26 protein-coding genes are annotated in these 26,628 nt (G+C 60.1%); 15 read left to right on the top strand and 11 right to left on the bottom strand.

The features are described from left to right. Positions 1–115: 115 nt before the first annotated feature. From QSJ80_RS12215 to QSJ80_RS12200, 4 genes are all read left to right on the top strand, one after another. Entirely contained in the window at positions 116–1,297 is a 1,182-nt protein-coding gene (locus QSJ80_RS12215; RefSeq protein WP_285764744.1) for an acyl-CoA dehydrogenase, read from the top strand. Positions 1,298–1,311: 14 nt separating this feature from the next. Next, the gene (locus tag QSJ80_RS12210; protein WP_285764743.1) at positions 1,312–1,938 is read left to right on the top strand and encodes a trimeric intracellular cation channel family protein; all 627 of its coding nucleotides are present in this window, start codon (positions 1,312–1,314) and stop codon (positions 1,936–1,938) included. An 85-nt stretch (positions 1,939–2,023) separates the two neighbouring features. Then, positions 2,024–3,661: an alpha/beta fold hydrolase gene (locus tag QSJ80_RS12205; RefSeq protein ID WP_285764742.1), complete on the top strand. Its 1,638-nt coding sequence runs from the start codon at positions 2,024–2,026 to the stop codon at positions 3,659–3,661. Positions 3,662–3,696: 35 nt separating this feature from the next. Next, positions 3,697–4,578: a sulfurtransferase gene (locus tag QSJ80_RS12200; RefSeq protein WP_285764741.1), complete on the top strand. Its 882-nt coding sequence runs from the start codon at positions 3,697–3,699 to the stop codon at positions 4,576–4,578. Here QSJ80_RS12200 and msrA read toward each other — a convergent pair. Together msrA and QSJ80_RS12190 are read right to left on the bottom strand one after the other, a co-directional pair. Further along, the gene (gene msrA / locus QSJ80_RS12195; RefSeq protein WP_285764740.1) at positions 4,563–5,195 is read right to left on the bottom strand and encodes a peptide-methionine (S)-S-oxide reductase MsrA; all 633 of its coding nucleotides are present in this window, start codon (positions 5,193–5,195) and stop codon (positions 4,563–4,565) included. The two genes, QSJ80_RS12200 and msrA, sit on opposite strands and share 16 nt — an antisense overlap. Positions 5,196–5,238: 43 nt before the next feature. Then, entirely contained in the window at positions 5,239–5,787 is a 549-nt protein-coding gene (locus tag QSJ80_RS12190; RefSeq protein ID WP_285764739.1) for a class I SAM-dependent methyltransferase, read from the bottom strand. 285 nt (positions 5,788–6,072) lie between these two features. On the opposite strand from QSJ80_RS12190, the gene QSJ80_RS12185 reads away from it, so the two are divergent. The 8 genes from QSJ80_RS12185 (at position 6,073) to QSJ80_RS12150 (ending at position 15,674) form a co-directional block, all read left to right on the top strand. Then, on the top strand, positions 6,073–7,359 hold the full coding sequence (locus tag QSJ80_RS12185; protein WP_285764738.1) for a porin: 1,287 nt from the start codon (positions 6,073–6,075) through the stop codon (positions 7,357–7,359). Between the two features lie 78 nt (positions 7,360–7,437). Then, a complete protein-coding gene (locus QSJ80_RS12180) occupies positions 7,438–7,935 on the top strand; it encodes a DnaJ domain-containing protein (RefSeq protein ID WP_285764737.1) in 498 nt (165 codons plus the stop codon). Between the two features lie 2 nt (positions 7,936–7,937). Further along, positions 7,938–8,510, top strand: a complete 573-nt coding sequence (locus QSJ80_RS12175) for a tRNA-uridine aminocarboxypropyltransferase (RefSeq protein WP_285764736.1) — start codon at positions 7,938–7,940, stop codon at positions 8,508–8,510. 149 nt (positions 8,511–8,659) lie between these two features. Beyond that, positions 8,660–11,578: an insulinase family protein gene (locus QSJ80_RS12170; RefSeq protein ID WP_285764735.1), complete on the top strand. Its 2,919-nt coding sequence runs from the start codon at positions 8,660–8,662 to the stop codon at positions 11,576–11,578. 5 nt (positions 11,579–11,583) lie between these two features. Further along, positions 11,584–12,318 (top strand): carboxy-S-adenosyl-L-methionine synthase CmoA, encoded by a 735-nt coding sequence (gene cmoA / locus QSJ80_RS12165; RefSeq protein ID WP_285764734.1) that lies wholly within the window; start codon positions 11,584–11,586, stop codon positions 12,316–12,318. Then, the gene (gene cmoB / locus QSJ80_RS12160) at positions 12,315–13,286 is read left to right on the top strand and encodes a tRNA 5-methoxyuridine(34)/uridine 5-oxyacetic acid(34) synthase CmoB (protein ID WP_285764733.1); all 972 of its coding nucleotides are present in this window, start codon (positions 12,315–12,317) and stop codon (positions 13,284–13,286) included. The genes cmoA and cmoB overlap by 4 nt, the downstream gene beginning before the upstream one ends. 66 nt (positions 13,287–13,352) lie before the next feature. Next, complete coding sequence (locus QSJ80_RS12155) at positions 13,353–14,225, top strand: Dyp-type peroxidase (protein ID WP_285764732.1); 873 nt, start codon at positions 13,353–13,355, stop codon at positions 14,223–14,225. Positions 14,226–14,288: 63 nt separating this feature from the next. Then, on the top strand, positions 14,289–15,674 hold the full coding sequence (locus QSJ80_RS12150) for an L-serine ammonia-lyase (protein ID WP_285764731.1): 1,386 nt from the start codon (positions 14,289–14,291) through the stop codon (positions 15,672–15,674). On the opposite strand, the gene QSJ80_RS12145 is transcribed toward QSJ80_RS12150, so the two are convergent. The 3 genes from QSJ80_RS12145 to QSJ80_RS12135 form a co-directional block, all read right to left on the bottom strand. After that, positions 15,675–16,499, bottom strand: coding sequence for a class I SAM-dependent methyltransferase (locus QSJ80_RS12145; RefSeq protein WP_285764730.1), 825 nt, complete (start codon positions 16,497–16,499; stop codon positions 15,675–15,677). A 79-nt stretch (positions 16,500–16,578) separates the two neighbouring features. Beyond that, positions 16,579–16,944 (bottom strand): SpoIIAA family protein, encoded by a 366-nt coding sequence (locus QSJ80_RS12140; RefSeq protein ID WP_285764729.1) that lies wholly within the window; start codon positions 16,942–16,944, stop codon positions 16,579–16,581. An 80-nt stretch (positions 16,945–17,024) separates the two neighbouring features. Further along, positions 17,025–17,393, bottom strand: coding sequence for a hypothetical protein (locus QSJ80_RS12135; protein ID WP_285764728.1), 369 nt, complete (start codon positions 17,391–17,393; stop codon positions 17,025–17,027). A gap of 183 nt (positions 17,394–17,576) precedes the next feature. Here QSJ80_RS12135 and QSJ80_RS12130 point away from each other — a divergent pair, with 183 nt between their 5' ends. Further along, positions 17,577–18,764 (top strand): MFS transporter, encoded by a 1,188-nt coding sequence (locus tag QSJ80_RS12130; RefSeq protein ID WP_285764727.1) that lies wholly within the window; start codon positions 17,577–17,579, stop codon positions 18,762–18,764. Here QSJ80_RS12130 and QSJ80_RS12125 read toward each other — a convergent pair. From QSJ80_RS12125 to QSJ80_RS12105, 5 genes are all read right to left on the bottom strand, one after another. Further along, entirely contained in the window at positions 18,748–19,158 is a 411-nt protein-coding gene (locus QSJ80_RS12125) for a hypothetical protein (protein WP_285764726.1), read from the bottom strand. The genes QSJ80_RS12130 and QSJ80_RS12125 overlap by 17 nt on opposite strands. A gap of 199 nt (positions 19,159–19,357) precedes the next feature. After that, positions 19,358–20,005 carry a YiaD family glycine zipper/OmpA-like lipoprotein gene (locus QSJ80_RS12120; RefSeq protein ID WP_285764725.1) on the bottom strand — a complete coding sequence of 216 codons (648 nt, stop codon included), beginning with the start codon at positions 20,003–20,005 and terminating at the stop codon, positions 19,358–19,360. 574 nt (positions 20,006–20,579) lie between these two features. Further along, on the bottom strand, positions 20,580–20,813 hold the full coding sequence (locus QSJ80_RS12115; RefSeq protein WP_285764724.1) for a SlyX family protein: 234 nt from the start codon (positions 20,811–20,813) through the stop codon (positions 20,580–20,582). 37 nt (positions 20,814–20,850) lie between these two features. Next, on the bottom strand, positions 20,851–21,990 hold the full coding sequence (locus tag QSJ80_RS12110; protein ID WP_285764723.1) for a serine hydrolase domain-containing protein: 1,140 nt from the start codon (positions 21,988–21,990) through the stop codon (positions 20,851–20,853). Between the two features lie 33 nt (positions 21,991–22,023). Beyond that, positions 22,024–22,866, bottom strand: a complete 843-nt coding sequence (locus QSJ80_RS12105) for an ion transporter (protein ID WP_285764722.1) — start codon at positions 22,864–22,866, stop codon at positions 22,024–22,026. Between the two features lie 147 nt (positions 22,867–23,013). On the opposite strand from QSJ80_RS12105, the gene yciH reads away from it, so the two are divergent. Then, positions 23,014–23,337, top strand: coding sequence for a stress response translation initiation inhibitor YciH (yciH, locus tag QSJ80_RS12100; RefSeq protein WP_285764721.1), 324 nt, complete (start codon positions 23,014–23,016; stop codon positions 23,335–23,337). Between the two features lie 34 nt (positions 23,338–23,371). On the opposite strand, the gene QSJ80_RS12095 is transcribed toward yciH, so the two are convergent. Further along, positions 23,372–25,369, bottom strand: a complete 1,998-nt coding sequence (locus tag QSJ80_RS12095) for a hypothetical protein (RefSeq protein ID WP_285764720.1) — start codon at positions 25,367–25,369, stop codon at positions 23,372–23,374. 360 nt (positions 25,370–25,729) lie between these two features. Between QSJ80_RS12095 and QSJ80_RS12090 the strand changes: the two genes are divergently transcribed. Next, complete coding sequence (locus tag QSJ80_RS12090; protein WP_285764719.1) at positions 25,730–26,623, top strand: SDR family oxidoreductase; 894 nt, start codon at positions 25,730–25,732, stop codon at positions 26,621–26,623. The last annotated feature ends 5 nt before the right edge of the window (positions 26,624–26,628 follow it).

Below are 26,628 nucleotides of genomic sequence, written 5' to 3'. Positions count from 1 at the left end.
TTTATGCCACACGACAGGGCATTCGCGTAAAGAATCGCTGCCAGCCCCACGGCGAAAGGGTATCATTAGCTCCCGAAATACCCGTGATCTGCCGTTTGAGTGAGTAGAGAGATAGATGAGTAAGAACCAGCCCCTGGCCCACTGGGACGACCTGCTGTTGCTCGACAAGCAACTGACCGACGAAGAGCGTATGGTGCGCGATGCCGCACATGAATACTGCCAGAGCAAACTGATGCCGCGTATCCTGGAAGCGAACCGCGACGAGATCTTCCACCGCGAGATCATGAGCGAGATGGGCGAGCTGGGCCTGCTGGGCTCCACCATCGAGGGCTACGGCTGTGCCGGCCTGAACTACGTTTCCTACGGCCTGGTTGCACGCGAGGTGGAGCGCGTGGATTCCGGTTACCGCTCCGCCATGAGCGTACAGTCCAGCCTCGTCATGTTCCCGATTTCTGCCTACGGCAGCGAAGCGCAGAAAGAGAAGTTCCTGCCCAAGCTTGCGACCGGTGAGTGGGTCGGCTGTTTCGGCCTCACAGAGCCAGACGCCGGTTCAGACCCGGCCGGCATGAAGACCCGCGCACGCAAGGTCGATGGCGGTTACCGCATCAGCGGCTCCAAGATGTGGATCACCAACAGCCCGATCGCCGACGTCTTTGTCGTGTGGGCGAAAGACGACGAGGGTGACATCCGCGGCTTTGTCCTGGAAAAAGGCATGGAAGGCCTGAGCGCACCCAAGATCGAGGGCAAGTTCTCCCTGCGCGCCTCTATCACCGGCGAGATCGTGATGGATAACGTCTTTGTACCGGAAGAAAACCGCTTCCCGGACATCAAGGGGCTGCGCGGCCCGTTCGGATGCCTGAACCGAGCGCGCTACGGCATCTCCTGGGGTGCCATGGGCGCTGCAGAAGCCTGCTGGCACGCCGCACGCCAGTACGGCCTGGACCGCAAACAGTTCGGCCGCCCACTGGCACAGACCCAGCTGTTCCAGAAGAAGCTGGCAGACATGCAGACCGAAATCGCCCTGGGCCTGCAGGGCTCGCTGCGCGTTGGCCGCCTGATGGATGACCACGAGTGGGACCCGACCATGATATCCCTGGTCAAGCGCAACAACTGCGGCAAGGCACTGGATATTGCGCGCGTTTCCCGTGACATGCACGGCGGCAATGGTATTGCCGACGAGTTCCACGTAATCCGTCACGTGATGAACCTCGAGGCCGTTAATACCTACGAAGGTACACACGATGTACACGCCCTGATTCTGGGCCGTGCACAGACCGGCCTGCAGGCGTTCTTCTAAGCCCCGGAAACAGCATGGATGCGCTGATCTTCTGGTCCGACCTGGTCGGCACCGCGGTATTCGCCTTTTCCGGGGTGCTGGCGGCCGGTCACAAGAGAATGGACCTGTTCGGCGCAGTCGTGCTTGCCTGTGTCACCGCCACCGGCGGTGGCACTATTCGCGATATATTGCTGGATGCCCCGGTCTTCTGGGTGCACAACAATATTTACCTCTGGATCTCCGGTATCACCGCCCTGGTGAGCTTCTACCTGATCCGCTATTTCAACATCCCGCGAAGGGTCCTCGCCATTGCCGACGCCATGGGGCTTGCGGTTTTCGTGGTTATCGGCGCGGAAAAGGCCCTGAGTCTTGGCGCCTCCCCCCTTATTGCAGTCGTCATGGGTATGGTTACCGCCACCTTCGGTGGCCTGATCCGGGACCTGCTGTCCGGTGAGATACCGCTGCTTCTGCGCCGCGAGATCTATGCCACTGCTGCCCTGCTCGGCGCCGCCGTCATGGTATGGCTGGACCTCTATACCAGTGTGCCCGGGCCCATCATTGTCGCCCTTGCCATGGCCGTTACGCTCAGTATCCGGCTCGCCGCCATGCGCTGGGACCTCTCGGCGCCAACTGCCCGTTTCGGTCACAACCGCGATAACTAGCCCGGCGCAGCGGGCGTGATAAACTCCGCCATAGATGGAGCGGAAGTGGTTTTCCGGCCGTGATTTTGTCGAGGGAGTGCAGCAAGTGCAGGTTTTTAGAGTTCTGACAGTCGCGTCTGTGGCACTGTTACTGGGTTGCCAGGCAGATACGCCGCCGCCCGAAATGCCAGCTCCGCCCGTCACCGAGGAAGCCCGGCCTGCCGTGGAAACACCGCCTGCCGCGGCGCCGGATAGCAGTACCTCTGCCCGGGATCCCGCCCCCGCCGGTGAGCTGGAAGCCGAGAACTGCTGGTTCGCCACCGCCAGCAGCTGGCCGGAAACGCGCTGCTACACCATGCAGGTGCCAGAGGATCACCTGAACCCCGGGGGCCGCAGTATCCGTTTTCCCGTAGTGCGTTTCGTTGCCGACCGGCCAGACCCGAATAAACTGCCGCTGTTGCACCTGGGCGCCGGCGGACCCGGCTCCGGCATGGGCATGGAGCCCCAGAACGCCAGCGACTGGCTGTGGATCAATTATGCCGAAATGACCACCGACCGCGGCCGCGACCTGATCGTGATCGATCCGCGCGGTACCGGCATGGCAGAGCCGCGCCTCACCTGCGATGAGTTCATCAAGGATGCACGCACCGCTTTTGCCAGCCCGCTCAAGCCGGATGAAGAGAACCGGGTCTTTGCCCAGAGCCTGGATCGCTGCTACCAGCGCCTCAGCAAGAGCGCGGACCTGAGCCACTACCACAGCAAGGCCGTGGCACAGGACATGGAGGCCCTCCGGCGCGAATTCGACATTGAGCAATGGCATCTCTACGGCGTGTCCTACGCAACACGCTATGCCCTGACCATCGCCCGGGATTACCCCGACACCGTAGCCTCCATGATTCTGAACAGCGCTGTATTTCCCGACATCCGTTACGTGCAGCGCTCCGCGGAAGATTTTGCCAATGCGTTCAAGCGCGCATTCAAGTATTGCGACGACGATGCGGAATGCCGCAAGGCAGGGACGAACCTGCAGTCCCGACTCGAATCACTGGTGGCGGAGCTGGATGAAAACCCGCTCACCGTGCGCACCAGCCTCGAAGAGCACAGCGACAATTTCGATTTTGTGCTGACCGGACAGCGACTGCTGCGGGTCATGTTCCAGGCCTTTTACGACGAGCGCTTCTACCGCAGCCTGCCAACTGTCATCGCGGCCCTGGAAAAGCGTGAAGCCGATCCGGCCGAGCCCATGGTGCGCAGTTTTATGCAACTGATCCTCGACCCTACCTTCGGTGATGCTGCAGGCGTTAGCCATTTCTGTTTCGAGGAAGCACCCTTTATCGATTTCGAGATGGCTGCCGAAAACGCGGCATCGAGCGGCAGCCTCGGCAGCGTCGCCGCCAGTGACCTGCACCTGATGCAGCTGCAGTGCCGTATCTGGGCCATTCCCACTGCCTCCCTGCAGGAATCAAAGCCGGTGCAAACAGACGTACCCACCCTGCTGATGCACGGCGCGCTCGACCCGGTACTCGCCATTGAGGCTGTGGAGGATGTACGTGATCAACTCTCCCGGCACACCTGGATCCGGTTCCCGAAACTCGCCCACGACGTGATTTCGGTAAGCGACTGTGCCGAGACCGCAGCGGCCGAGTTTCTCGACGACCCCGAAAGTGTCAGCGCTGAAAAGACCCTGGCATGCCGGCTTAAAGAACTCGGGAAAAGCGGCACAGACGCCGCTGGCAGTAACTGACAAACACAAAACAGCCACAAGACAGGCCCGCAAGCATGGAACAGTCCACTCTGGTCACTAGCGCACAGCTCGCCCTGATGCTCGACGACACGAACAGCGATGTGCTGGTGCTGGACTGCCGATTCAATTTGCAGGACCCGATCGTCGGACGGCAGGCGTTTCTGCAAGATCATATCCCCGGTGCCCGCTTCGCGGATCTTGAGCGTGACCTGTCGGCACCGGCCGCGCGCTATGGCGGTCGCCACCCCCTGCCAGAACCCGGCGACTTCGAGCGCTTCATGCGCACAGCCGGCGCAGGCGAGAACACTACCGTTGTGGTTTACGACGATCAGCGTCAGGTATTCGCAAGTCGGGCCTGGTGGCTGCTGCGCTATTTCGGCCACAACCGGGTCATGCTACTCGATGGTGGCTACAGCGCATGGCAGGAGGCCGGGCTCCCTGTCCAGAGCGGCCAGGAGCACCCAACGCCGGCAGGTAGTTTCCGCGCGCTGCCGCAACAGGGCTGGACCCTGGCACACGATCATATTCAGGCCCATATCGATAATCCGCCATGGCAGCTGGTGGACGCGCGCGAGCCGCGCAGGTTCGAGGGGCTCGAGGAGCCCATGGATCCACTGGCGGGACATATTCCCACTGCGGTCAACCGGCCGTGGCAGGCCATGGTCGATGAGCAGGGATTTATGAAGGACAAGGCGGCGCTTGAATCATCGTGGGAGGAGATTCCACCGCGGAGAGAAATCGTTTGCTACTGTGGCTCCGGTGTCAGCGCCTGCGTGAACCTGCTGGCGCTGCACCTGATCGGGCGGGAGGCCCGCTTGTATCCGGGCAGCTGGAGCGACTGGTGCGCTCACATTCTCTACCCCACCTCTCCGGAAAAACCGGACAACCCCGCAGAGCCAGATCAGTCCGGACGGTAGCAGGCGCCGGTGCCCGCAAGACCGCAGTAACCTTCAGGGTTTTTGCCGAGATACTGCTGGTGGTCTTCTTCCGCGTAAAAGAAAGTCGGTGCCGGCAAAATCTCGGTTGTAATCTGACCGAAGCCCTCACCACCCAGCGCCTCCTGAAACTGCGCCAGGCTCTCGGTTGCCGCATCCTGTTGCGCAACTGACGCGGAAAAAATACAGGATCGGTACTGCGTCCCCAGGTCGCCGCCCTGACGCATTCCCTGGGTCGGGTCGTGCTGCTCCCAGAACAGCTTTAGCAGATCCTTGTAGGTAACCTGGTTCGGGTCAAATACCACCAGCACCACTTCCGCATGCCCGGTTCCGCCGCTGCAGACCTCGTGATAACCCGGATTCGGGGTGAAGCCGCCGGCATAGCCAACCGCAGTTACATAAACGCCCGGCTGCTGCCAGAACAGGCGCTCCGCCCCCCAGAAACAGCCCATACCAAAGATCGCCGTTTCCATGCCTTCGGGAAATGGCGCCACCATCGAATGACCGTTGATAAAGTGCTTTCCGGAAATATTCATCGGTGTAGCCCGGCCCGGCAGGGCCTCGGCTGCGGTGGGCATGACCTGCTTGTCGAAATGCATCGTCTAAAACTCTCCAGTCAATATCTGCTGCAGTAACCCGCTGTTATTGCGCCGCAATCATAAGGCATCCTGAAGCATTCCAGGGATGCGGGACTGACCATTCTTCGTATACCGCATCGAGCTTTTTCTCCGCCCGCGCCGCCAGTGCCCGGAACGGGTCCCGGCCCGGGTCCACCAGCACAATCAGTTCCACACCCGCCTGCAAGGCTCTGCGGGTCAGGTTGAACAGTGGCGCAGTCATCTTGTCCCAGAAGCAGATATCGGTGCCGATGATCACATCGAACGCCGCCAGGTCCTCTTTGCGCAGCTGCTCATAGCGGCGCTGCCAGGTCTGTATTTCCACCCCGTTCAATTCGGCGTGGTACTCCGCGAAGGGAAACACGCTCGCATCGGCATCCAGCGACACAACCTCCGCATCAAAGTTTTTCGCGCAGTAGATACCGCCCAGCCCCCAGCCACAACCAAGGTCCAGCACCCGCACACCCTTCGGTAGGGGAAACTCCCTGAAATAGTCCATAGTGATACAGGAGCTTTTCCAGAACTTGTTGCCATGCAGGCTTGGATCGCCGGATTCACGCCTGAGCCGACGCATATCCGGGTGGGAATTTTTCCTGACGGTCAGCCCAAAAATTTTTCGGGTGTGTGCATCCACGACGTCCCTGCCCCTTTCCTTGAAGTATTTTATTGTGCTGAAGGCATGGGCTGCCAATGCCAAGGAGCACTACGCCAAACCCGCAGTAGCAGCACAAAGTCAGCTATTTTTTAGCATGCTGTTCCCAATACATAGGCGATGATAATCGAAGCTCCTCGGGCACGAAAGGCTGGTGGTACAGCATCACGAGGGCAACAACGTCGCAGTTGAGAGGTAACCCCGAAGATGTCATCCAGGCCCTTGCGCAATCCCCTACTTTTAGCTCCTGCCCTCCTGCTTGCCTGCAACGCTGCACACGCCGAACTGCGGCTGTTCGAAAACGATGAGGAAAGTGTGACCTTTGATGTCACCGGCTGGTTCAGCGGCCAGAGCTCATGGGCGGAAGGCGACCAGTTCCTGGCCGATGGCCCCTCCCGGATTGGCTGGCGCCTCAGTGTCGATACCTGGAACGACTGGCATGCGGGTGCCTACATCGAATGGGGTACGCGGTTACTCTCTGCCAACCGTACCGTGGCGCTGCAGGGTGCCGCGCAGGCATCAGTCGACGCCGGCAATGACCCAATCTTTTTGCGTCAGGGCAACTTCTTCGCCCAGCACGACAAGTGGGGCGATTTCCGCATCGGCAAGCAATGGGGTGTCTACTACGACGTGGCGGGCATCACGGACTGGTTCCGCGCGTCCGGCGGCCTTGCAGCCGGTGTGTACAATTTTGGCGCTGACGGCGGCGCATCCGGTACCGGACGGGCAGACAGCGCCATTACCTGGCGCCAGTCATTCGATGTACTGCCGGACGGGCAGCTGCACCTAGGCCTGATGTACGCCAGCCACACCGCGGAGATCGATTTTGATATCGAGATACTCGATATCGAAATCGAAGGTCTGGAGGAAAGCCTGCGCCAGACCCGCTTGATCTGCGGCGAAGGAGAATGTGAGTTTGCCTCGGTCAAGGCCATTTCAATTGGCTACAGCCTGGACTGCTGGGATGGGCTCTACTTCGGCGTGGCCTACAATGAGGCAGAAATCGACCTGACCTCGGATCGTGGCAGGTTTATCGACTTCACCGATCCCGACAATATCATCGAAATTCCCGTCGCATTCTCCTTCGACCGCGACGATACCTCGCTCATCTTCGGGGCTATGTACAACAGTGAGCCCTTCCAGAAGGGGTTCTTTGGTGCCATTGTATTCGGTGAAAGCAAGAACCATGAGCTGACCGGGCGCGTTGTCGATGATGCCAGCAATATTTTCGATGCGACTTTTTCCGAGAGCATGTTCAGTTACGGCTGGGATGATTGCTGGAGCGCCTACCTGGGACACAACCTGCTGCAATCGGACGACAGCGAACTGGAGGATGTTTCGAACGGCTACGAACTGGAAATCTACATCGCCGGTGTGAATTACAACTGGAACAAGCGCGCGGCCCTGTTCCTGGAATACGTGCTCGACGACAGCAATACCCTCGCCAACACCCCGGGCGACATCATTTCACTGGGCATGCGCATAGATATCTGATCCGGACAAGCGCGGGCCGCTATTGACCCGCCGGCGCACCTCGCTACACTGCCGGAACCGGTTTAGAGAGGCAATTGTGTGATCAGGATTATTTTTGTTGCAGCGGTGGCGCTGCTGGTGTGGATGGCGGTACAGAAATTCAAGGCCTCGCCACCGGCCATGCGCAAGAAAATGCTGCTGCAGTGGCTGCTGATCGCGTTCGCCGGATTGATCGTGCTGGCGGCCGCAACCGGTCGTATCCACTGGATTGGGGCGGTCATTGCCGCGCTGTTGCCGCTTCTTGGGCGTGGTATGCAACTGCTGGTGCAGGTGGCCCCTTGGCTTGCCCCCTGGCTGGCCAAACGTGCAAAGGCCAGTGAAGACACAACAAAACCCCAGCACCCGCCTGCCGGCAGCATGGACCTTGCGGAAGCGCGCAAGGTGCTCGGGGTTGACGAAAATGCAGACAAAGACGCTGTCATAGCCGCGCACCGCCGCCTGATGCAGAAACTGCACCCGGACCGCGGCGGTAACGATTACCTCGCGGCGCGAATCAACGAAGCCAAGCGCGTCCTGCTCGATTACCTCAACCGTTGATCGTGGCCAGGCCGACCTGCATAGAATGCGGCAAGCCACTCAATGTTTGCCTGTGCCGCTTTGTGCTGCAACTTGAGCACACAGTCCCCATCACCATCATCCAGCACCCGGCGGAGGCAAAGCACCCGAAAAATTCGGTCGCCCTGCTCTGGCGCAGCCTGACGCATTGTCGCGTAGTCGCCGGCGAGCGCCCCGACGACCTGCTCGGCGAAATAGGTGCGCGCTATCCGGAAAGGTCCCTGGCACTGCTGTACCCTGAGACCCCGGACCAGCCTGCTCCCCCCTCAGCGCCCCAACGGACCACGGACATCCACCTGCTGGTTCTCGATGGCACCTGGCGCAAGACCCGGCGCATGCTGTATGAAAACCCTACAACCGCCGCCCTGCCGCGGCTGCAGCTGCGCTCACCTCAATGTGGGCGTTATCGCATCCGCAAGGCAAGCGATCCACACCAGCTGAGCACCCTCGAGGCCTGCGCCCTGGCAATTGCGCAGCTGGAGCCGCAATTTGATGCGGCGCGCCTGCTGAAAGCTTTTGACGACTGGCAGGCACACCTGCTGGAGCAACGCGGTTGAGTCGCCGCTTTTTCACCCAACAGTGCCCGTTTTGTATCCCGCCCGGCAGACACCTCCCCTCGCCTGCCCATAACCGCTAAAATACACGGCAATCCGCGCAAATAAAGAAAGTGAAAGGCCCCGCGGAGCCGCCCCCGGAGACCGTCTGAATGACACCCCATAACGCTTTTGAGTTTGTACGCAAAGCCCAGATTGAATCCCTCGGCGTCGATGTCGAAGAATACCGCCACAAGGTAACCGGCGCCCAGCACCTGCACATAGCCGCGGACAACGACGAAAACGTATTCCTCGTTGCGCTCCGTACCGTGCCCTCCGACTCCACCGGGGTTGCCCATATCCTTGAACACACCGCGCTCTGTGGCAGCGAAAAATATCCGGTGCGCGATCCCTTTTTCATGATGATCCGGCGTTCCCTGAATACCTTTATGAACGCCTTTACCAGCAGCGACTGGACCGCGTACCCGTTCGCCAGCCAGAACCGCAAGGACTTCGACAACCTGCTCGATGTCTACCTGGATGCCGTATTTTTCTCCCGCCTGGACGAATTGGATTTTGCCCAGGAGGGTCATCGCCTGGAGTTTGCGGAAACCGACAACCCGGACAGTGAACTGAAATACAAAGGCGTGGTCTTCAACGAGATGAAAGGCGCCATGAGCTCGGTGGCATCCCAGCTCTGGCACACGCTGTGTAAATACCTGTTCCCGACCACCACCTACCACCACAATTCCGGTGGCGATCCTGAGTCCATCGTCGACCTCACTTACGAGCAGCTGGTGCACTTCTATCGCACCCACTATCACCCGAGCAATGCCATCTTCATGACGTTCGGCGATATCCCTGCGGCTGAGCACCAGCAAGCCTTCGAGGAGCGCGCGCTGCATCGTTTCGAGCGCCTCGACAAGACCATTTCCGTCGGCCTCGAGAAACGCTACCAGGCGCCGGTTTCTGTGCAGGAAGCCTATCCGCTGGGCGAACACGAGGATTCCGAGGAAAAGACCCATATCGTACTCGGCTGGCTGCTCGGTGACGGCACCAGCCTGGAAAACACCCTGACGGCGCACCTGCTCTCCGGCGTACTGCTGGACAACAGCGCTTCTCCGCTGCAGCACTACCTGGAGACCACACCACTGGGCACGGCACCGTCTCCCCTGTGCGGGCTGGACGACTCCCAGCGCGAATTGCTGTTTGTCTGCGGCATCGAGGGCAGCGAGCGGGATCGTGCAGACCAGTTCGAGCAGGAAGTGCTGGCACTGCTCGGCAAGATTGCACGCGAGGGCGTGCCCTATGAGCAGCTGGAAGCCAGCCTGCACCAGCTGGAGTTACAACAACGCGAAGTGGGTGGCGACAGCTACCCCTATGGCCTGCAGCTGATCCTTACCGCCCTGACCGGGGCAACGCACCGCGGTGATGCCATCGGCCTGCTGAATATCGATCCGGTCCTTGCGGACCTGCGCGAGAAAATCAAGGATCCCACGTTTATCGCCCAGAAGGCTCGGGAACTGCTGGTGGACAACCAGCACCGGGTCAGGCTGGTGATGGTGCCGGACAAGCAAATCGCGCAACGCAAGGAAGATGCGGAAGCGGCGCAGCTCGCGCAGATCAAAGGCACGCTCGATGACGCGCAGAAGGAACAGATCATCGAACGCGCCAGGGCACTGGCGGAGCGCCAGCAGCAGGTGGATGACCCGGAAATCCTGCCCAAGGTCGGTGTCGAGGACGTGCGCCCGGAAACCCATGACCCGGAAGCAGAGAATGTTGAACTGCCAAACGGCAAACTGGCGCGCTACCCCACGGGCACCAACGGGCTTGTCTACCAGCAGATGGTTTGCGCCCTGCCCGACCTGACCGAACGCGAGCGCCAGCTGTTCCCGTTCTATTCCGCAGCGCTGACAGAGCTCGGCGTTGGCAGCAAGGATTACCTGGCGGTGCAACACTGGCAGGCGGCGGTCTGCGGTGGCCTGCACGGCTTTTCCACTACCCGCGGCGGTGTAACCGACACCAGCGAAATCCTCGGCAATTTCATTTTTTCCGGCAAGGCACTGGGCAGTAACCAGACCGCGCTGTCAGAACTGATGGATGCGACCCTGCACGATGTGCGCTTTGATGAACTGCCCCGCATCCGCGAACTGCTGCTGCAGACCCTGGCCGGGCGCGAGCAGTCCGTGGTCGGCAATGGCCACGCCCTCGCCATGGCAGCGGCCTGCGCGGGCATGAACAGCGTTGCCGCACTCGGCCATGAAAGTGGCGGCCTCAAGGGCCTGAAGAACCTCAAGCAGATTGTTGCCGGGCTCACCGAGCAGAAGAACCTGGAGGACATCGCCGCTACCTACCAATCGATCCACAACAAAATTCTCGGCGCCAAACGCCAGTTCCTGCTCATCGGCGAACAGGAAAAGCTGGATGAATACAGCCGCAGCCTGGAAAAGATTCGTGCAGACGGCAGTAACGAAGGCGGATTCAATCTTTCGTTCGAGCCGCGCACGGTCAATGAGGTGTGGGTAGCCAACAGCCAGGTCAACTTCTGCTCGCGCGCCTACGCCACCGTGCCCATGTCACACCCGGATGCAGCGCCGCTGGCGGTGCTGGCCGGCTTCCTGCGCAACGGCTACCTGCACCGGACCATTCGCGAGCAGGGTGGCGCCTACGGTGGTGGCGCGAGCCATGACAGCAATATCGGCGCATTCCGCTTCTATTCCTATCGCGACCCACGCATGGCGGAAACCCTTGCCGACTTCGATGCCTCGCTGGAATGGCTGCAAGAAACGAAACACAACGAAAGCCAGGTAGAAGAGGCGATTCTTGGAGTAATCGGCGGGATCGACAAGCCGGGCTCCCCGGCCGGCGAAGCCAAGCGCCACTTCCACTCCGAGCTGTTCGGGCGCACCCATGCGCTGCGCACGGAGTTCCGCTCCCGCGTGATCGGTACAACGGTAGAGGACCTGCAGCGCGTGGCAAAAACCTACCTGCAACCGGAACGCGCTAACACGGCCGTAGTAACCGGCACCGCAGGCCGCAGCGCCGGCGAGGTGCTCGGGCTTGCGCCGCAAGTGCTGGCGCTACAGGACTAGGGCAGATGGCCAGGGGCAACAAGGACAATATCTACTCGAACCCGCTGGGGGATGTCACCGGGTTCCAGTTCGATAACAAGGTTGTGGACGTCTTCCCGGACATGATCCAGCGGTCTGTACCGGGTTACACCACCATCGTGGCGATGATAGGCACTCTGGCGGAGCGCTATGCGCAGTCAGGCAGCCAGTGTTATGACCTGGGCGCGTCCCTCGGCGCTGCGACCCTGGCCATGCGCCACCGCATCCCGGCTGCCGACTGCAAAATCATCGCGGTGGACAACTCCGAAGCCATGGTGGAGCGCTGCCAGACCGTAATTGCGGCGGACTCAGCCCCGGTACCAGTGGAACTGCTTTGCCAGGATATCCAGGATGCCCGCATTGAGAATGCTTCGGTCGTGGTCCTGAACTTCACCCTGCAGTTCATCGCCGTCGAACAGCGCAAGGCAATCCTGCAAAAAATCTTCGAGGGACTCAGGCCTGGTGGTGTGCTCATTATTTCCGAGAAGGTCATTTTTGAAGACGCGGCACATGGCGAGCTGATGATCGACCTGCACCATGCCTTCAAGGCTGCCAATGGTTACAGTGCTCTGGAAATCGCCCAGAAGCGTACCGCACTGGAGAACGTGCTGATCCCCGAGACACTCGGCCAGCATCGCGACAGGCTGCGCGAGATCGGCTTCAGCAGCGTCGATGTCTGGTTCCAGTGCTTCAATTTCGCCTCGATGATTGCCATCAAATGATCGACTACAGCGACCTCTACCGCTTTTTCGCCCATACCCCGGCGCTGCGGCCCTGGCTGGCCCACCTGCCGGCACAGATCGCGGAGGGCTTCAGCCCCGACCGCTGGGGTGACCTGCCCGCATGGGAATCCACCCTGGCCTCGCTGCCCCGGCTCGAGGCCACTGAGGTCGAGCTCAAGGATGCCGTGCGCTGTGCCGGCAATTTGAGCGAGGAACAGAACCGCCAGCTTGAAACAATCCTGCGCGAGCTGCACCCCTGGCGCAAGGGGCCCTGGCAGATTTTCGATGTGTTTATCGATACCGAGTGGCGCTCCGACTGGAAGTGGGACCGGGTGCTGCCGCATCTCGATCCGCTGGACGAAAGGCTGGTCCTGGATGTCGGTTGCGGCAACGGCTACCACTGCTGGCGCACCTTTGGTGCGGGCGCACGCCAGGTTATCGGCATAGATCCGAGCCCGAAGTTCGTGGCCCAGTTTTACGCATTGAAACGATACCTCGGCGCGCACGCGCCGGTTGACCTGCTGCCGCTCGGCATCGAGGATGTCACACCGGAACTGCGTGCATTCGACACCACTTTTTCCATGGGCGTGCTGTACCACCGCCGCTCCCCCATGGACCACCTGCGCGAGCTGCGCGGCACCCTGCGCCGCGGCGGCCAGCTGGTGCTTGAAACCCTTGTGATAGAGGGCGACCTCGGGGAGTGCCTGATACCGGAGGGCCGCTACGCACAGATGCGGAATGTATGGGCGCTGCCAAGCTGCGCGACCCTGGAAAGCTGGTTGCGCAAATGTGGATTCAGCAATACCCGCACCGTAGACCTGTGCAAGACCACCACCAGTGAACAACGCCGCACGGACTGGATGACGTTCGACTCCCTGCAGGAATTCCTGTCCAAAGACGACCCGGACCTTACGCTCGAAGGCCATCCGGCGCCGCTGCGCGCCGTGATCACGGCCTACGCCGACTAGTGGCGCGTTACACCAACCGCGTACAAAGCAAAACAGCAACATTAAAATAAAAATCGAGGAGTAATCGTGAGTACACCGCAAGCGGCCATATTCAACGTCAACCCGCCCATAGCCCATGCTTTCGAAGGCGTACTGCGGGACGCCGGCAGCGCACACGAGGTTGCGGCCATCGCGGCCGGGCTGCACGAGCAGTTTCCGGAGCGGGTGCTGGTCGCGTTCGGTAAAAGCATGAGTGCAGCGCTCGGCATGCAGCCGCCACTGGAAGACTTCCACCCGGTTATCGGCAGCGCTACCGCGCCGGCCTCCCAGGGCGACTTGATGCTGTGGATCCAGGGCAATGGCGTGGACGAGGTTTTCGACTCGGCACTGGCCGTCCGCGACCGCCTGGACAAGTTCGTCAAGTTCAACCTGGAGCAGCGCTGTTTCCGCTACCGTGACAATCGCGACCTGACCGGTTTTATCGACGGCACCGAAAACCCCGTGGGCGAAGAGGCCCTGCAGGCGGCGGTCATCAGCGAAGGCCCCGCTGCCGGTGGCAGCGTGGTACTGAGCCAGCGCTGGCTGCACAACCTTCACGCGTTCCACGCAATGCGGGTCTCGGAGCAGGAGGAGGTCATCGGCCGCACCAAGCCGGACAGCATCCAGCTCAGGGGCGACGCCATGCCGGTCGACTCCCACGTAAGCCGTACCGATGTGGAAGTGGATGGTCAGGCGATGGCAATCTTCCGCAAGAGCATGCCGTTCGGTGACAGCGCCAGGCACGGCCTGTATTTCCTGGCCTTCGCCTGCGAACAGCGGCGCTTCGAGGTGATCCTGCGCCGCATGTTCGGGCTCAGCGGCGATGGCATTCATGACAGACTGACCGAATTCAGTCACCCTGAGAGCGGCGCTTACTGGTATGCTCCGCCCGCGGAGCAGCTGCGCAGCCTGCTGCCCTAGCCCGGCAAACCATGACCATACGGACAGCCGGGACGCACGAGAACGAGTTTCCAGGATGTATGTATGAGCCTCAGTGTTTTCGAACTCTTCAAAGTGGGCGTAGGCCCGTCCAGCTCCCACACCGTCGGCCCCATGGTGGCGGCCTACCGTTTTGTGCAGGAACTGGTTGACCAGGGCCTGCTGCACGAGCTGGACCGGGTCCAGGTGCACCTCTACGGTTCACTCGCCCTGACCGGCGTTGGCCATGGTACCGATATGGCGGTTCAGATGGGTCTGGAAGGCCAGCAGCCGGACCGTATCGATGTGGACCAGATCGACACCCGCCTCGAATCCATCGGCCAGAGCGAGCAGCTGCGCCTCGGTGGTGTGCGGGATATCCCGTTTGTCCGCGACCGGGACCTGGTGTTCCACATGAACGAGTTCCTGCCGCAGCATTCCAACGGCATGACCTGCGTGGCAATGCGCGGCAATGAGGAGTTGCTGCGTCGCAGCTACTTCTCCATCGGCGGCGGCTTTGTACTGGCAGAAGACGAGTTCGAGAACAAGGCGCAGAAACTGCGCCCCCTGCCCTACGACTTCAATTCCGGCGCGGAACTGATTTCCCTGTGCCAGAAACACAACATGACCATCGCGGAACTGGCGCTGGCCAACGAAAGGGCGTTCCGCCCGGAAAAACGCATCTACGAAGGCCTGTGGAATATCTGGCAGGTGATGGATGCGTGTATTGACCGCGGCTGCGCACAGCATGGCGTGTTGCCGGGTGGGCTGAACGTCAAGCGCCGCGCAGCAAGCCTGTTTGCGGACCTCAAGCGCCAGCTGGCGGGTGAACCGGCCCAGGGCCTCGCGGTACTGGACTGGGTGAGCCTGTTTGCGCTTGCGGTCAATGAAGAAAATGCCGCACGGGGCAAGGTCGTCACTGCCCCCACCAATGGCGCGGCCGGCGTTATCCCGGCGGTCATCGCCTATTACATGCGCTTTGTACACGACGACAAGCTGCACGGCAGCGCCCAGGATGCGGTATGCACCTTCCTGCTGACAGCCGGCGCTATCGGCATGCTGTTCAAGAAGAACGCTTCGATCTCGGCTGCGGAAGTGGGCTGCCAGGGCGAAATCGGTGTGGCCTGCTCCATGGCTGCGGCGGGCCTTGCCGCAGTACTCGGGGCAAATACCCTGCAGATCGAAAATGCCGCGGAGATCGGCATGGAGCACAATCTGGGCCTGACCTGCGACCCGATTGGCGGCCTGGTACAGATTCCCTGCATCGAGCGCAACACCATGGGCGCGGTGAAGGCGATCAATGCTGCGCGGCTGGCGCTGCGCGGCGACGGCTCGCACGTGGTGCCGCTCGACAGCGTGATCGAGACCATGCGCCAGACCGGCATCGATATGCAGAGCAAGTACAAGGAAACATCCCAGGGTGGCCTTGCAGTGAACGAGATCAACTGCTGATCAACCCTTCGGCAGAGCCTTCTTTGTATAAATATCAAAGCGGTTGGACTTGCCCTTGAGTTCCAGCGCAGGCGCCTTGCCCGCCAGGTGGGGCGCGCCTTTCGGTCGCTTCACCACCACGCGATAGATGCAGGCCTGCAATGCCGCCGGCAACAGGTCATCCGCATCTTCGTCCATGCCCACCACATGGTGGAAAGCCACCATGTCTTTTTTTACCTTGGCGCTCTTTTCACGGCTCGGGAACATCGGATCCAGGTAGATCACATCACAGGAGTCCGCCGCACAGGACTCAAGCCAGTCCCGCGCGCCCCCCTGTTCCCCACCCTGTTCCCCACCCTGTTCCCCACCCTGTTCCAGAGTCATACGCGCGCCAATGGCGGCCAGTTCCGGATCGTCGCACTGCTGCAGACGCTGTAACCCATCAGCCAGCAATCGATGCACCACCGGGTTGCGCTCCAGCATGGTTACCCGGCACCCCAGGGAGGCAAAGACAAAGGCATCGCGGCCGAGCCCCGCTGTGGCATCTACCACATGAGGCAGAAAACTGCCGCGGACTCCAACCGCCTTGGCTATCTGCTGACCCTTGCCGCCGCCAAACTTGCGCCTGTGATCGGATGCGCCCGCGGTAAAATCTACATATACCGGCCCCGCAGAACCTGCGCCGGTCTGTTTGAGGGACAGTTTGCCGTCGATGACTGCGAGCACAAAGGGAAACGCCGTAACGTCGTCAGGGGATACACCCGGGAGCGGTTCCAGGCTGTGCTCCGCGGCAAAAGTGGCAAGCCATCCGGCAGAGTCGGTCAATACTGCGAGGGAGTCCTTCACACCAGATCTCGGTTTATGCGCGGGACTGGATTCTAGCGCAATTCAGCGACTTGCGGCCTTCCCGGCCCGTCCCAATCAATCAGGCTCCCGCCAGCCATTCAAGCGCGTCGTTGCGCTCGGCCAGGGCAAACGGGCGCACCTCCGCACTGACAAAGTGATCGAGAATCCGCGGTAGCACCCCGAAAACAGGACTGTCCGAGAGCAGTGCGATGCGTCGAATGGAACGATGGTGATCCCTGACAAAATTGAGGTGATCGATCAGTGCGGCGAAACTCTCCCAGCCATCGAACTGCTCCGCGCTGATCATCAGCCCCTTGAGATTGCCTTCGTCAAGGATATGGGGATCCACCATGGACGCCAGCGACCGAAAGTCCGCGGCCTGCAGCGGACCCTGCGGGGCGACTTCGAGAATACTGTTATCCCGGTGCCAGTGATGAATAATCATTTTCCAAGCCAGAACGCAAAAGGCCGCGGTCATCCGCGGCCCCTGCTTACATCAATATTATCCGAAGCGCGCTGGAGACCTCAGGACTGAGGGTCTTCGGTTTTCTTCTCCAGTTCTTCCGCCGCCTCGTTCACGTTGCCGCGTACCTTGTCAACGGCATCCTCCACCGCTTCACCGGCGTCCTCAGCGGCCTCCTTGGCCTTGTCCATTGCGTCGTCTGCCGCGTCTTTCGCTGCTTCAGCGCCTTCCTCGATTACGTCACCGGTAGACTCTGCCGCATCCTTCACATCTTCCTGCATCTGGTCGACAGCGCCTTCAAGCTCGGTGGCGGGCTGCTCTTTCTGCGGCTCCGGCTGCACCGGTTCTGACACCTTGGTATTCTCGCGCGTCATCATGAAGTAGCCGGCGATGATCAGGAGAATTATCAGGGGTAAAAGTAACTTGCGCATAATCAATTCCTTCCCAGGATCCATTCAATAGAGAAACTATAACCTGCAATTAATAACATCCAAGCACTGAATTGCTAACCAGTAAAATTTTTCTACGCCTTTATTCATATCCGAAATAAGCGCACTGGCCTTTACTTCAATATATCCCTAACATGGGCGAATTTATCGCGGACGCTTTAAATTATGTGGAAATTGCCTGGCCAGGTATGGCTGATCGGATTTTTGCAGGTCATGAGTAACGCCGCGATACCACTCATGGTATTTCTCGGCGCCCTGATTGGTGCAGAGCTTGCTCCGGACCCGACTCTGGCCACTGCGCCGATTGCAGTAATGGTGGTTGGCACCGCGCTGGCCGCGGGCATAGTGCCATCCCTGATGCGGCGCTTCGGCCGCAAAGCGGTGTTTGTATTTACCGCCACTGCCGGGCTGCTCAACTGCGCACTGCTCGCGTTCGCAGTGCAGTCCGCTTCCTTCCCCCTTTTCCTGTGTGGGAGCGTGGTGCTCGGCATGTCTGCCGCGGTGGTACAGCATTATCGCTTCGCCGCAATGGAACAGGTGCCGCTGCACCAGCAGGCACAGGCCGCTTCCCTGGTACTGCTGGCCGGCATTGGCGCCGCCTTCGTGGGACCTGAGCTGGCAGTCGCCGGCCAGGAGCTGACAGGCACCCGCTACGTCGGCAGCTTCCTGCTCATCGGGTTTTGCTACATCGTGGTCCTTATCGGCCTGCAGTTCTTTGTCCCCGCCGCCAACGCGGAGTCCACCCCCGCCGAATCCAATACCGAGGGTCGCAGCTTCCTGCACGAGCCCCTGTTCTGGTGCGCCGTTGCTTCCGGGGCCATCGGCTACAGCGTGATGTCCTTCGTCATGACGGCCACCCCGATCAGCATGCATCACATCCATGGCCACAGCCTGGAGACGACAAAGTTCACCATCCAGAGCCATATTGCCGCCATGTACCTGCCGTCCCTGTTTTCCGGCTGGCTGATTGGCCGGCTTGGCATCCGTGGCCTGATCCTGCTCGGCGTTGTCGCCTACGTCCTGAGTACCGCGGTTGCTGCGCTCGATACTTCTGGCGCCGGCTTCTGGACCGCGCTTGTGCTGCTTGGTGTCGGCTGGAATTTCATGTTCGTCGCAGGCACCACTCTGCTCCCGCGAACCTATGGCAATGGCGACCCTTACCGGGCACAGACCATCAATGAATTTACGATTTTCTCCACCCAGGCCGTGGCGTCGCTCAGCGCCGGGCTGGTCCTGAATGCGATAGGATGGCAGGGCATGGTGATCGTCAGCCTCGCACCGCTGGCCCTGATCAGCCTGATGGTATTGCGCTACCGGCAACGACCGGGCTGGCAACTCAATCGCGCGGGGTAAAACTGGCGAGCACGGGTGTCCACTGGGCCTCGGGCACAACAGCTTCACAGCTCTTGACCTCGAGCCTGCCCAGGCCGTCATGGGTTGCGAAAATCAGGTATTCACCACCCGCTTCCAGCTTGCGGTGGCAATCGCTGAGGGTGATACGGAAAGCGACAGTTTCGCCGGCACTGCCCTTCCACACTTTCCTGGTTTCAGCGGCGTATATATATCCCTGAACCGCGGTGATTCCCGGCTGGGAGAGCCCCTCATTCCGTTCCCGGTGAATTTCAGCAATCCTGACCTGGGCAACCAGCGCTGCGCTGTCAAAGTAGCCGGGAGCGGGCTCGGCGCGCGCGAGCAAGGCCGCACTGCCGACGAGTAAGGCAAGAGGTGTCGCGAGGTAGTTCTTCATATCTGTGCCACCTGTATCCGGCGTCCAATGCCAGCTTTCCAGAGATTGTCGAAGTACTACATGCCGGGGAACCGGCTCTTCAATGAATTCTTTTTTGCTTTGCGGGCGTGTTGGCTGCGCTCAGCTGCTCTACAGCGCCCGAAACGGTACGGCGCAGGCATCGCGCCTGCACCGCCCTTAGTTTTAATGCAAGCCGCCTTTACAGGGGAAGCAGTTCCAGCTCTACGCGGCGATTCGCCTGCCGGCCAGCATCGGTATTGTTCTGCTCTACCGGGTAACGTTCGCCATAACCAACAGCCTGAATACGGCCAGCGCTGATATTGCGTGCCATAAAGAAGTCCGCTACCGCGCCTGCGCGTCGCTCGCTCAGCGCCTGGTTGGTGACGTCAGAGCCGGTGCTGTCAGTGTGGCCACCAACCCGGATGGCAGTGCGATCAAATTCGTTCAGGACCACAGCCACTGAATCCAGGGTGCCGTGGAAGTCAGAACGAATCTCGTGACGACCAGTGGCAAAGGTAATGTTACCCGGCATGATCAGGCGGATGTTGTCACCCTCACGCTCAACCTGGACACCGGAACCCTGCAGGCGCTCGCGCAGCAGCATCTCCTGCCTGTCCATGTAGTAGCCGATACCGCCACCAATCGCGGCGCCGCCAAGGGCACCGGTCACAGCGCCCTTCTTGCGATCCTTGTCACTGGCAGTTGCTGCGCCAATGACGGCACCCGCCACAGCGCCAATACCGGCGCCCTTGGTAGCGTTGCTTGTCTTGGTCTGGCCGGTATACGGATCCATGGTGGTACAGCCGGCAATGGTGCTCAAAGCGGCAATCAGGACCAGTTTCTTCATCCGTGTCTCTCCTAACACTTCATTTATGGATTATTTGGAGTACCGGGCCGCATGCTAAGCCCGGCAAGATGTACCGGGGCTGAACGGCCCAATTGCCGGCAAGAGTATTGCTTCTTCCATTTGAATACCAGCGTATGCGACGCAAAATGCAAACCCCGCATCGCAAAAATACAAACATAGACAGCTGCCGCAGTGCCTGCCGGAAAACACGTGGCAAGACGCGCTACGGCTATTCACAGCTTCTGTGGATAACTCTGTGCATGATTCCCGAAAAAATCCCCATACGCCACGCAATACGTGGCATCCAGCGGATTGCGCAGAAATTCAACACAAAATAAAACACCTAAAAAACAAGGAGTTATGGCTCCCCACGGACGTTCAAAACTTCAGCATTCCGTACGGGAAAAACGCGCCAGAATAGTGCCTCAGGTGTGGAAAAATAATGTCAAGCCTCGATTACGGGCAGCATCCGAATTTTTTATAAGGTTTTTAGATAAAAAAATTCAATACGCACTACGAATGGAATAACGGCGCTTTTGGATCCAAACCTCTTCTCAGGCGCGAATTAGACCGATCAATAGTGTGGCGGGCGCTCCTCCTGGCCGCCGCCTCCCTCTCCACCACTGCCAAGCTGAAGCTCCTTGAGCTTTTCGGAGAGATGCTGGACCTGTGCCCGCAAGAGCGCCACCTCACCATCTTGCCTGGTAACCACATCATCCAGCGCCTGCAGGGTATCCTCCTGGAACAGCAGCCGGGTCTCCAGTTCGGCCACCCGCGCCTCCAGTTGCTCAGCTTTGCTCTCGGTCATTATTGCTGCTCCATTTATACTGCTTTTTCAATCCCGGCTATATCAGGCCTCGTAGCTGGCGCACGAGCTGCATCGCGCGCTCATCCATCAGCAAACTCTGCCCCAACCGGGCGGTAGTGTACCCAATACCCAGCCCCTGTTCCGGGTCCGCGAAACCGACACTGCCACCAGCGCCTGGATGCCCGAAAGACAGTGCAGAGCCGTAATCGAGATCCGGTCGTTCACCCTGCAGCATAAAGCCGTAACTGAAGGCCAGTTCCGCCTGCAGGGTTGCATCTTTTGCGCTCGATTGCGGTGTCAACGCGAGCTCCAGCCCGCGTGCGCCGAGCACCTCACCACTGCTGGCCATATCGCCATAGATGCGGGCCAGGTCGCGCGCACTGAAATGCCCATTGGCCGCCGGGATCAGGGCTTCTCGCCAGGCGCGGGAGTTTGTGCCAAGCATCAGGGATACCGGGTTGGTAAAAGCCTTTGCCACCATCCCCTTCCTGTCCGCCCTGATGGCTTCGGCAACCAGGCCACCACCCTGCCCCAGCGCAACTTTCAGAGGCTGCACATCCGCCACAAGTGTCGAGCTGTGGCCGACAGCACCAAAACCGCCATCTAGCTCCAGGGGCTCCGCCATGCTCGCCCTGTACAGGGCTTCCAGGCGCCTGCCTGTCACCCGTTGCAACAATTCGCCCAGGCTCCAGCCATAGAGGAACGGTGAATAACCCTGTACCCTGCCGGGCTCCCAGTAAGGTGCGGTCTGCTCTATCTCCCTGACGGCGTCCGCCCAACTGTAGATCAGACCATCTGGCACCTTGCGCTGGAACGCATTCAGCCCCGAGCGATGTGACAAAAGCTGCCCGACAGTGATTTCCTGCTTGCCGCCAGCCGCAAACTCCGGCCAGTAGGCGCACACCGGCGCATCCAGTGACAGGTTCCCCTGCGCCACTTGCTGCAATACCAGTGCGGCCAGCACCCCCTTGCTGGCGGAAAACACATTCACCAGTGTCTCTTCCGAATACGGCAGGCTGCCGTCGCGGTCGCGTGTCCCCGCCGCCAGGGACACGATCAGCTCACCATGGTGAACCGCGGCAAACGAGGCGCCGGTATCGCCTCTCTGGGCAAAGTTTTCTGCAAAAGTGCTGTACAACGCCTCCAGTCCGGGGGCGCAAAATCCGTATATTTCCAATGAATATTCCTGCTCAGCGGATTCGGGCTGCGACTAGCTCACATCGTCTTCCGGCTCTGCCAGATCGTTGGGCAACTCCGCACCACACTTCAGGCAAAAGCGCGCTTCCGTCTCATGGTTGCCCCTGCCACAGGCCAGGCAATTGAGGAGCATGGTGTCACGTCTCAGTTCTGAGGCCATCTGCGAGGTTATGATCCCGGTGGGAACCGCAATGATGGAATAACCCAACAGCATTGTTGCCGCTGCCAGTCCCTGACCAAAATTGGTCTGTGGCGTGATGTCCCCGTAGCCGACCGTAGTAATGGTCACAATCGTCCAGTAAATGCTCTTCGGAATGCTGGTAAAGCCGTTTTCCGGCCCCTCCACCGCGTACATCACCGAACCGATAATGACGCACATAATCAGTACCGTGCCGAAGAAGACCATGATTTTTCGACGCGAATGCCACAGCGAGCGCAACAGTAAATTGGCGTCCTTCATATAGCGCAATAACTTGAGGACCCGGAAAATACGCAGCACGCGCAGGAGGCGAATCACCAGCAGGTAGCTCGCCTGCGGGAAGATCAGCGAAATATACAGCGGCAGTATCGACAACAGGTCGACCACACCATAGAAACTGAAAATATACTGCTTGCGATCGCGGGCGCTATAGATCCTGAGCGCGTATTCAATCGTGAAAAGAATGGTGAATACCCATTCGGCCATATAGAGGCCGCGGCGGTATTCCTCGGAAATAGCGTCGATTGTGGCGAGCAGGATCAGGACCACGCTGATCACGATCGCCCAGATCAGCGCGAGATCAAAAAACTTACCGGCAGGCGTCTTCGTCCCGAAAATAATCGTGTTGAGGGTTTCGCGCATTCCCTTCTGCGGCATATCACTTCACCGGTATCACTATCGCAGCGCCAAGCTTAGAGATTTTTCGGGTACCTGTAACCCCCTGCTGGACAAGTGCGCACCTGAGCGCAAGAATGCGCGCTGGCATCCAGCAACCCCTATCTGACTGAAATTTAAGCAGACCCCATGGCAAAAGATACCAGGCTCGTATATTCCACCGACGGTGGCCGGGTAAAAGAAGAAAAAGCCGCTCCGGCCCGACACAAGGGCGACGGTATTGTTCGCATCCAGCGCGAGACAAAGGGCCGCAAGGGCAAGGGCGTCACCTGCGTGCGTGGACTCGAGGGTACCGACGCGGAATTGAAGCTGATGCTGGCAGAACTGAAAAAACGCTGCGGCTGTGGCGGCGCCCTGAAAGATGGTGTGATTGAAATACAGGGAGACAAACGCGCCGAAATTCAGGCGCTACTGGAAGCCAAGGGCATGAAGGTAAAACTTGCCGGCGGCTGAGCCGCGTTTTCTCCAGTTTGCTCCTGGCTCGCCCCTAGTTTTCAGCGGCGTAGCTAACGAGGCGCAGGGGCTTGATACCGTGTGCCTTTTCAACCCCCATACACAGGCCGGCCAGCTCTGCGAGCGCCAAGCTGTACTGCTTCCAGACAATTGCCCGCACCGCTTCGCAGCGCCCCGACAGGTCCCGGAGAAAACCGCCCAGGCTTTTGGTTGACAGCGCCTGGCTCATCACCTTGAGCTGGTCATTCTGTTCGGAGAGCAGTCCCGCCAGATTCTGGTGAGAGCCTCGGGTGAGAATCGGGAGTCTGGCGCCAACTTGTATCATCTGGCCGATTTCGTATTGCACTGCCCTTGCCTGCTTGTCGGCAAGGCCCAACATCGCTTTTTCATCGTCCTTCGCGATGCCGCCTTCCGCCACGCGCGCCATCAACAGCGCGGTACGGCCGAAGTCTCCGAGCCTTGCTTCCGATTTTTCCAGCAGCCCATAAGCCCTGACAAGCTTAACGAGGCGCTCGCCGCGAGCCCTGGTCTCACCGGACTCCAGCGCCAGTGCACGCCAGATCCTGAGAAAGAACATCCGGTGGATCTTTTCAATCTGGATGCCCAGCTCATCCGTATTGCGCGTACTGTCCAGGGCAAGTTCACGCGCCTCGTCCGGGACAATGGAGCGCAACCGGAAAACCGCCGGATCGATGCTGACCTGAGCCAGCAACAGGCGCCGTCCCAGCCGGCGCAACTCGGACACGCTGCGCTCCTTGGCAAGGAGACGCTCGAGCTCGCGCAGGTCAACGAGCTTGTTGCGCAGCCAGTCGATTGCGGGCTGCAACCCCATCGAGCGCATATCTGCATCTGAGGGGAGATCCATCAGCAGGAAACGCTCCGGGGTTTCCTTGTTGAAGAATACATCGAGGATTTTTCGCGCTTTGTCGAGCTGAGCATCACCCCTGGCCATCTGCTGGTGATCCACCAGGTCCAGGCCCTCGCGGTACACGCCCTGCGCTCTGTACTCCGCTAGGGTCAATGCGGCACAGAGGCCAGCAAAGTCCGAAACCAGTCGTGCCGGCGCAAAATCGCCAAGCAGAAGCGACTCGCCATTTTTTTCTTTTCCGGAAACCGCTTTGCCCTGCATCGCAGCATCCAGCCAGGCGATCCCGCTGTCATCTGCACCATTCTGCAAAGCATCCTTCGCGGCAGGTTGCTGCCACTTTTTGTTAAATCGGGTCAACACCGCCTGCGGCAGGTTTGCATAGAGGCGTCCCTCGCCCAGGTGCTGGGCGTTCTCTGCCAGAATGTCGGATTCACAGCGCTTTAGCATGGCGAATTTTGCCGGCATCGCTGCAAGCACCTCCGCGCCTGCGACCCGCGCAGCAATAGCGCCCTGATATCGATGCAGGCTGGTAGCCATGGCCTCACAAGTTCGACCATCCACCGCTGCAAGGCGCTGCAAAAATTCGGTGTGGCGTCCGGTCTTACCGTTCCTATGCTGCAGCGCCGCGGCCAGCACCGGCCGTACCCTACCGCTCCAGGGCGCCAGCGCGGCGGCAACCGCCGTACAGAACTCCTTGCCCGTGGCGACCCCGAGAAACGCCGCACCCACATACAGGCAGATATCACCACTCCGGACGCCACTGCCCGCCGAGCGCTCACAGAAAACCCGGGAGCCATTCACCATGCGAATCTCTGCAGGAACCACCAGATCCGCGCGGTCCGCAAGCACGGAAACAAGCAGGTTCAGGCCCGGGGCGTTACCCGAGTCCAGGGCCTGGAATACCTGCTTCTGCGGTTTGGCCCGCCAGAAGGGCCGCGCGGTCAGGCCCGCAGTAGCGGACGCGACGAGGATCCGCCCCACGATGAGCGCCTTCTCCAGCCCGGTCTCTTGCTGATGCGTCAGGCGAGTACTGGTGAAAAGCTGCTCAATGCGATTGAGCGGGCTTTTTATAGCTTTGGTCATCGCTTTGGTCGGAGCGGTGGCCGTAGCTGCCGTCGCAGCTGCGGCCGCTACCGGCTTGCCTGCTTGGGACTCTGTTGCCATTTTCACTTCAGCATTCATTGGACGAGACACATCATTCGTTGAGGTGGGTGTTTAGGTAGCTTTCGAGCTTAATCATTTTGCAGTGGCGGGAAAGCGCACTGGTTCTCAGGTGCGCGAAACCGCCGGTTCATTGGAGTGCTTCCTGGACAGTTTTCACCCAATTGAGCGCAAGCGTACCCACTGCATGGCTGTCGCTCCGCGCCACCAGCACAGGCTCAGCGGCTCCCACTGCAAATCTGCAGAAAATACCATTGCCAACTGGGACGTTCAGCCAAGTCTGCTGGGAGGATTAGGCAACTACTGGCGGCCCTCGCGCTGTTAGTGTTGAGTGGAAAATGCACACACGGATGAAGGATTTCCATGGGCTACCAGAGCCAACTACGTAAAGACAGCTTCCTAGACCAGGTGATCATCGTCACTGGCGGCGGGAGCGGTATCGGACGCTGTATCGCGCACGAACTGTCAGGCCTCGGCGCCAGAGTCGCCCTGGTTGGGCGCAAGGCGGAAAAACTGGAACAGGTACGCCAGGAGATCCAGGAAGATGGCGGCCAGGCCAGTTGCCACATCGGCGACATACGGGATGAGGACCGGGTAAAGCAACTGATCTCGGAAGTACTCGAATGCTACGACCGGATCGATGGGCTGGTGAATAACGCCGGGGGACAATTCCCCGCGCCGCTGGAGCTCACCAGCGCAAAAGGTTTCGAGGCCGTGGTGCGCTCCAATCTCGTCGGCGGTTTCCTGATGGCCCGCGAAGCGTTTATCCAGGCCATGAAGGATAACGGCGGCAGTATCGTCAATATCAGTGCCGACAATGTCGGCGGCATGCCCTCCATGGGGCATTCGGGTGCCGCCCGCGCCGGCATGGAGAATTTCACCCAGACCGCAGCCATTGAATGGGCGCCGCACGCGGTGCGGGTCAATGCCGTCGCCCCGGGCTATATCCTGTCCAGCGGATTCGATACCTACGACCCTGAATTTCTCAAGGCCCTGCTCCCGGGGTTCAAGGAGACCATCCCCCTCTACCGCCTCGGCGAGGAGGCAGAGGTGAGTGCTGCGGTGTGCTTCCTGCTGTCTCCCGCAGCGGCCTATATTACCGGGCAGACACTGCGCGTGGACGGTGGCTCATCCCTCAATGTGGCATCTCCCGCATGGCGCGTCGGCCCCGCTATCCGGCGCAATACCTTTAACGGTTTCCACAGAAGCAAACGCCCCGAGGCAGTTGCCGAGCTGGAAGCCGAAGGAAAACTGTAAAGGGG

Origin of the sequence: Biformimicrobium ophioploci (assembly GCF_030270605.1) — a bacterium.
In the GTDB taxonomy this organism is placed as follows: domain Bacteria; phylum Pseudomonadota; class Gammaproteobacteria; order Pseudomonadales; family Cellvibrionaceae; genus Biformimicrobium; species Biformimicrobium ophioploci.
The sequence above is the reverse complement of the archived record's forward strand: the minus strand, read 5'-3'. Positions and strand labels throughout refer to the sequence as shown.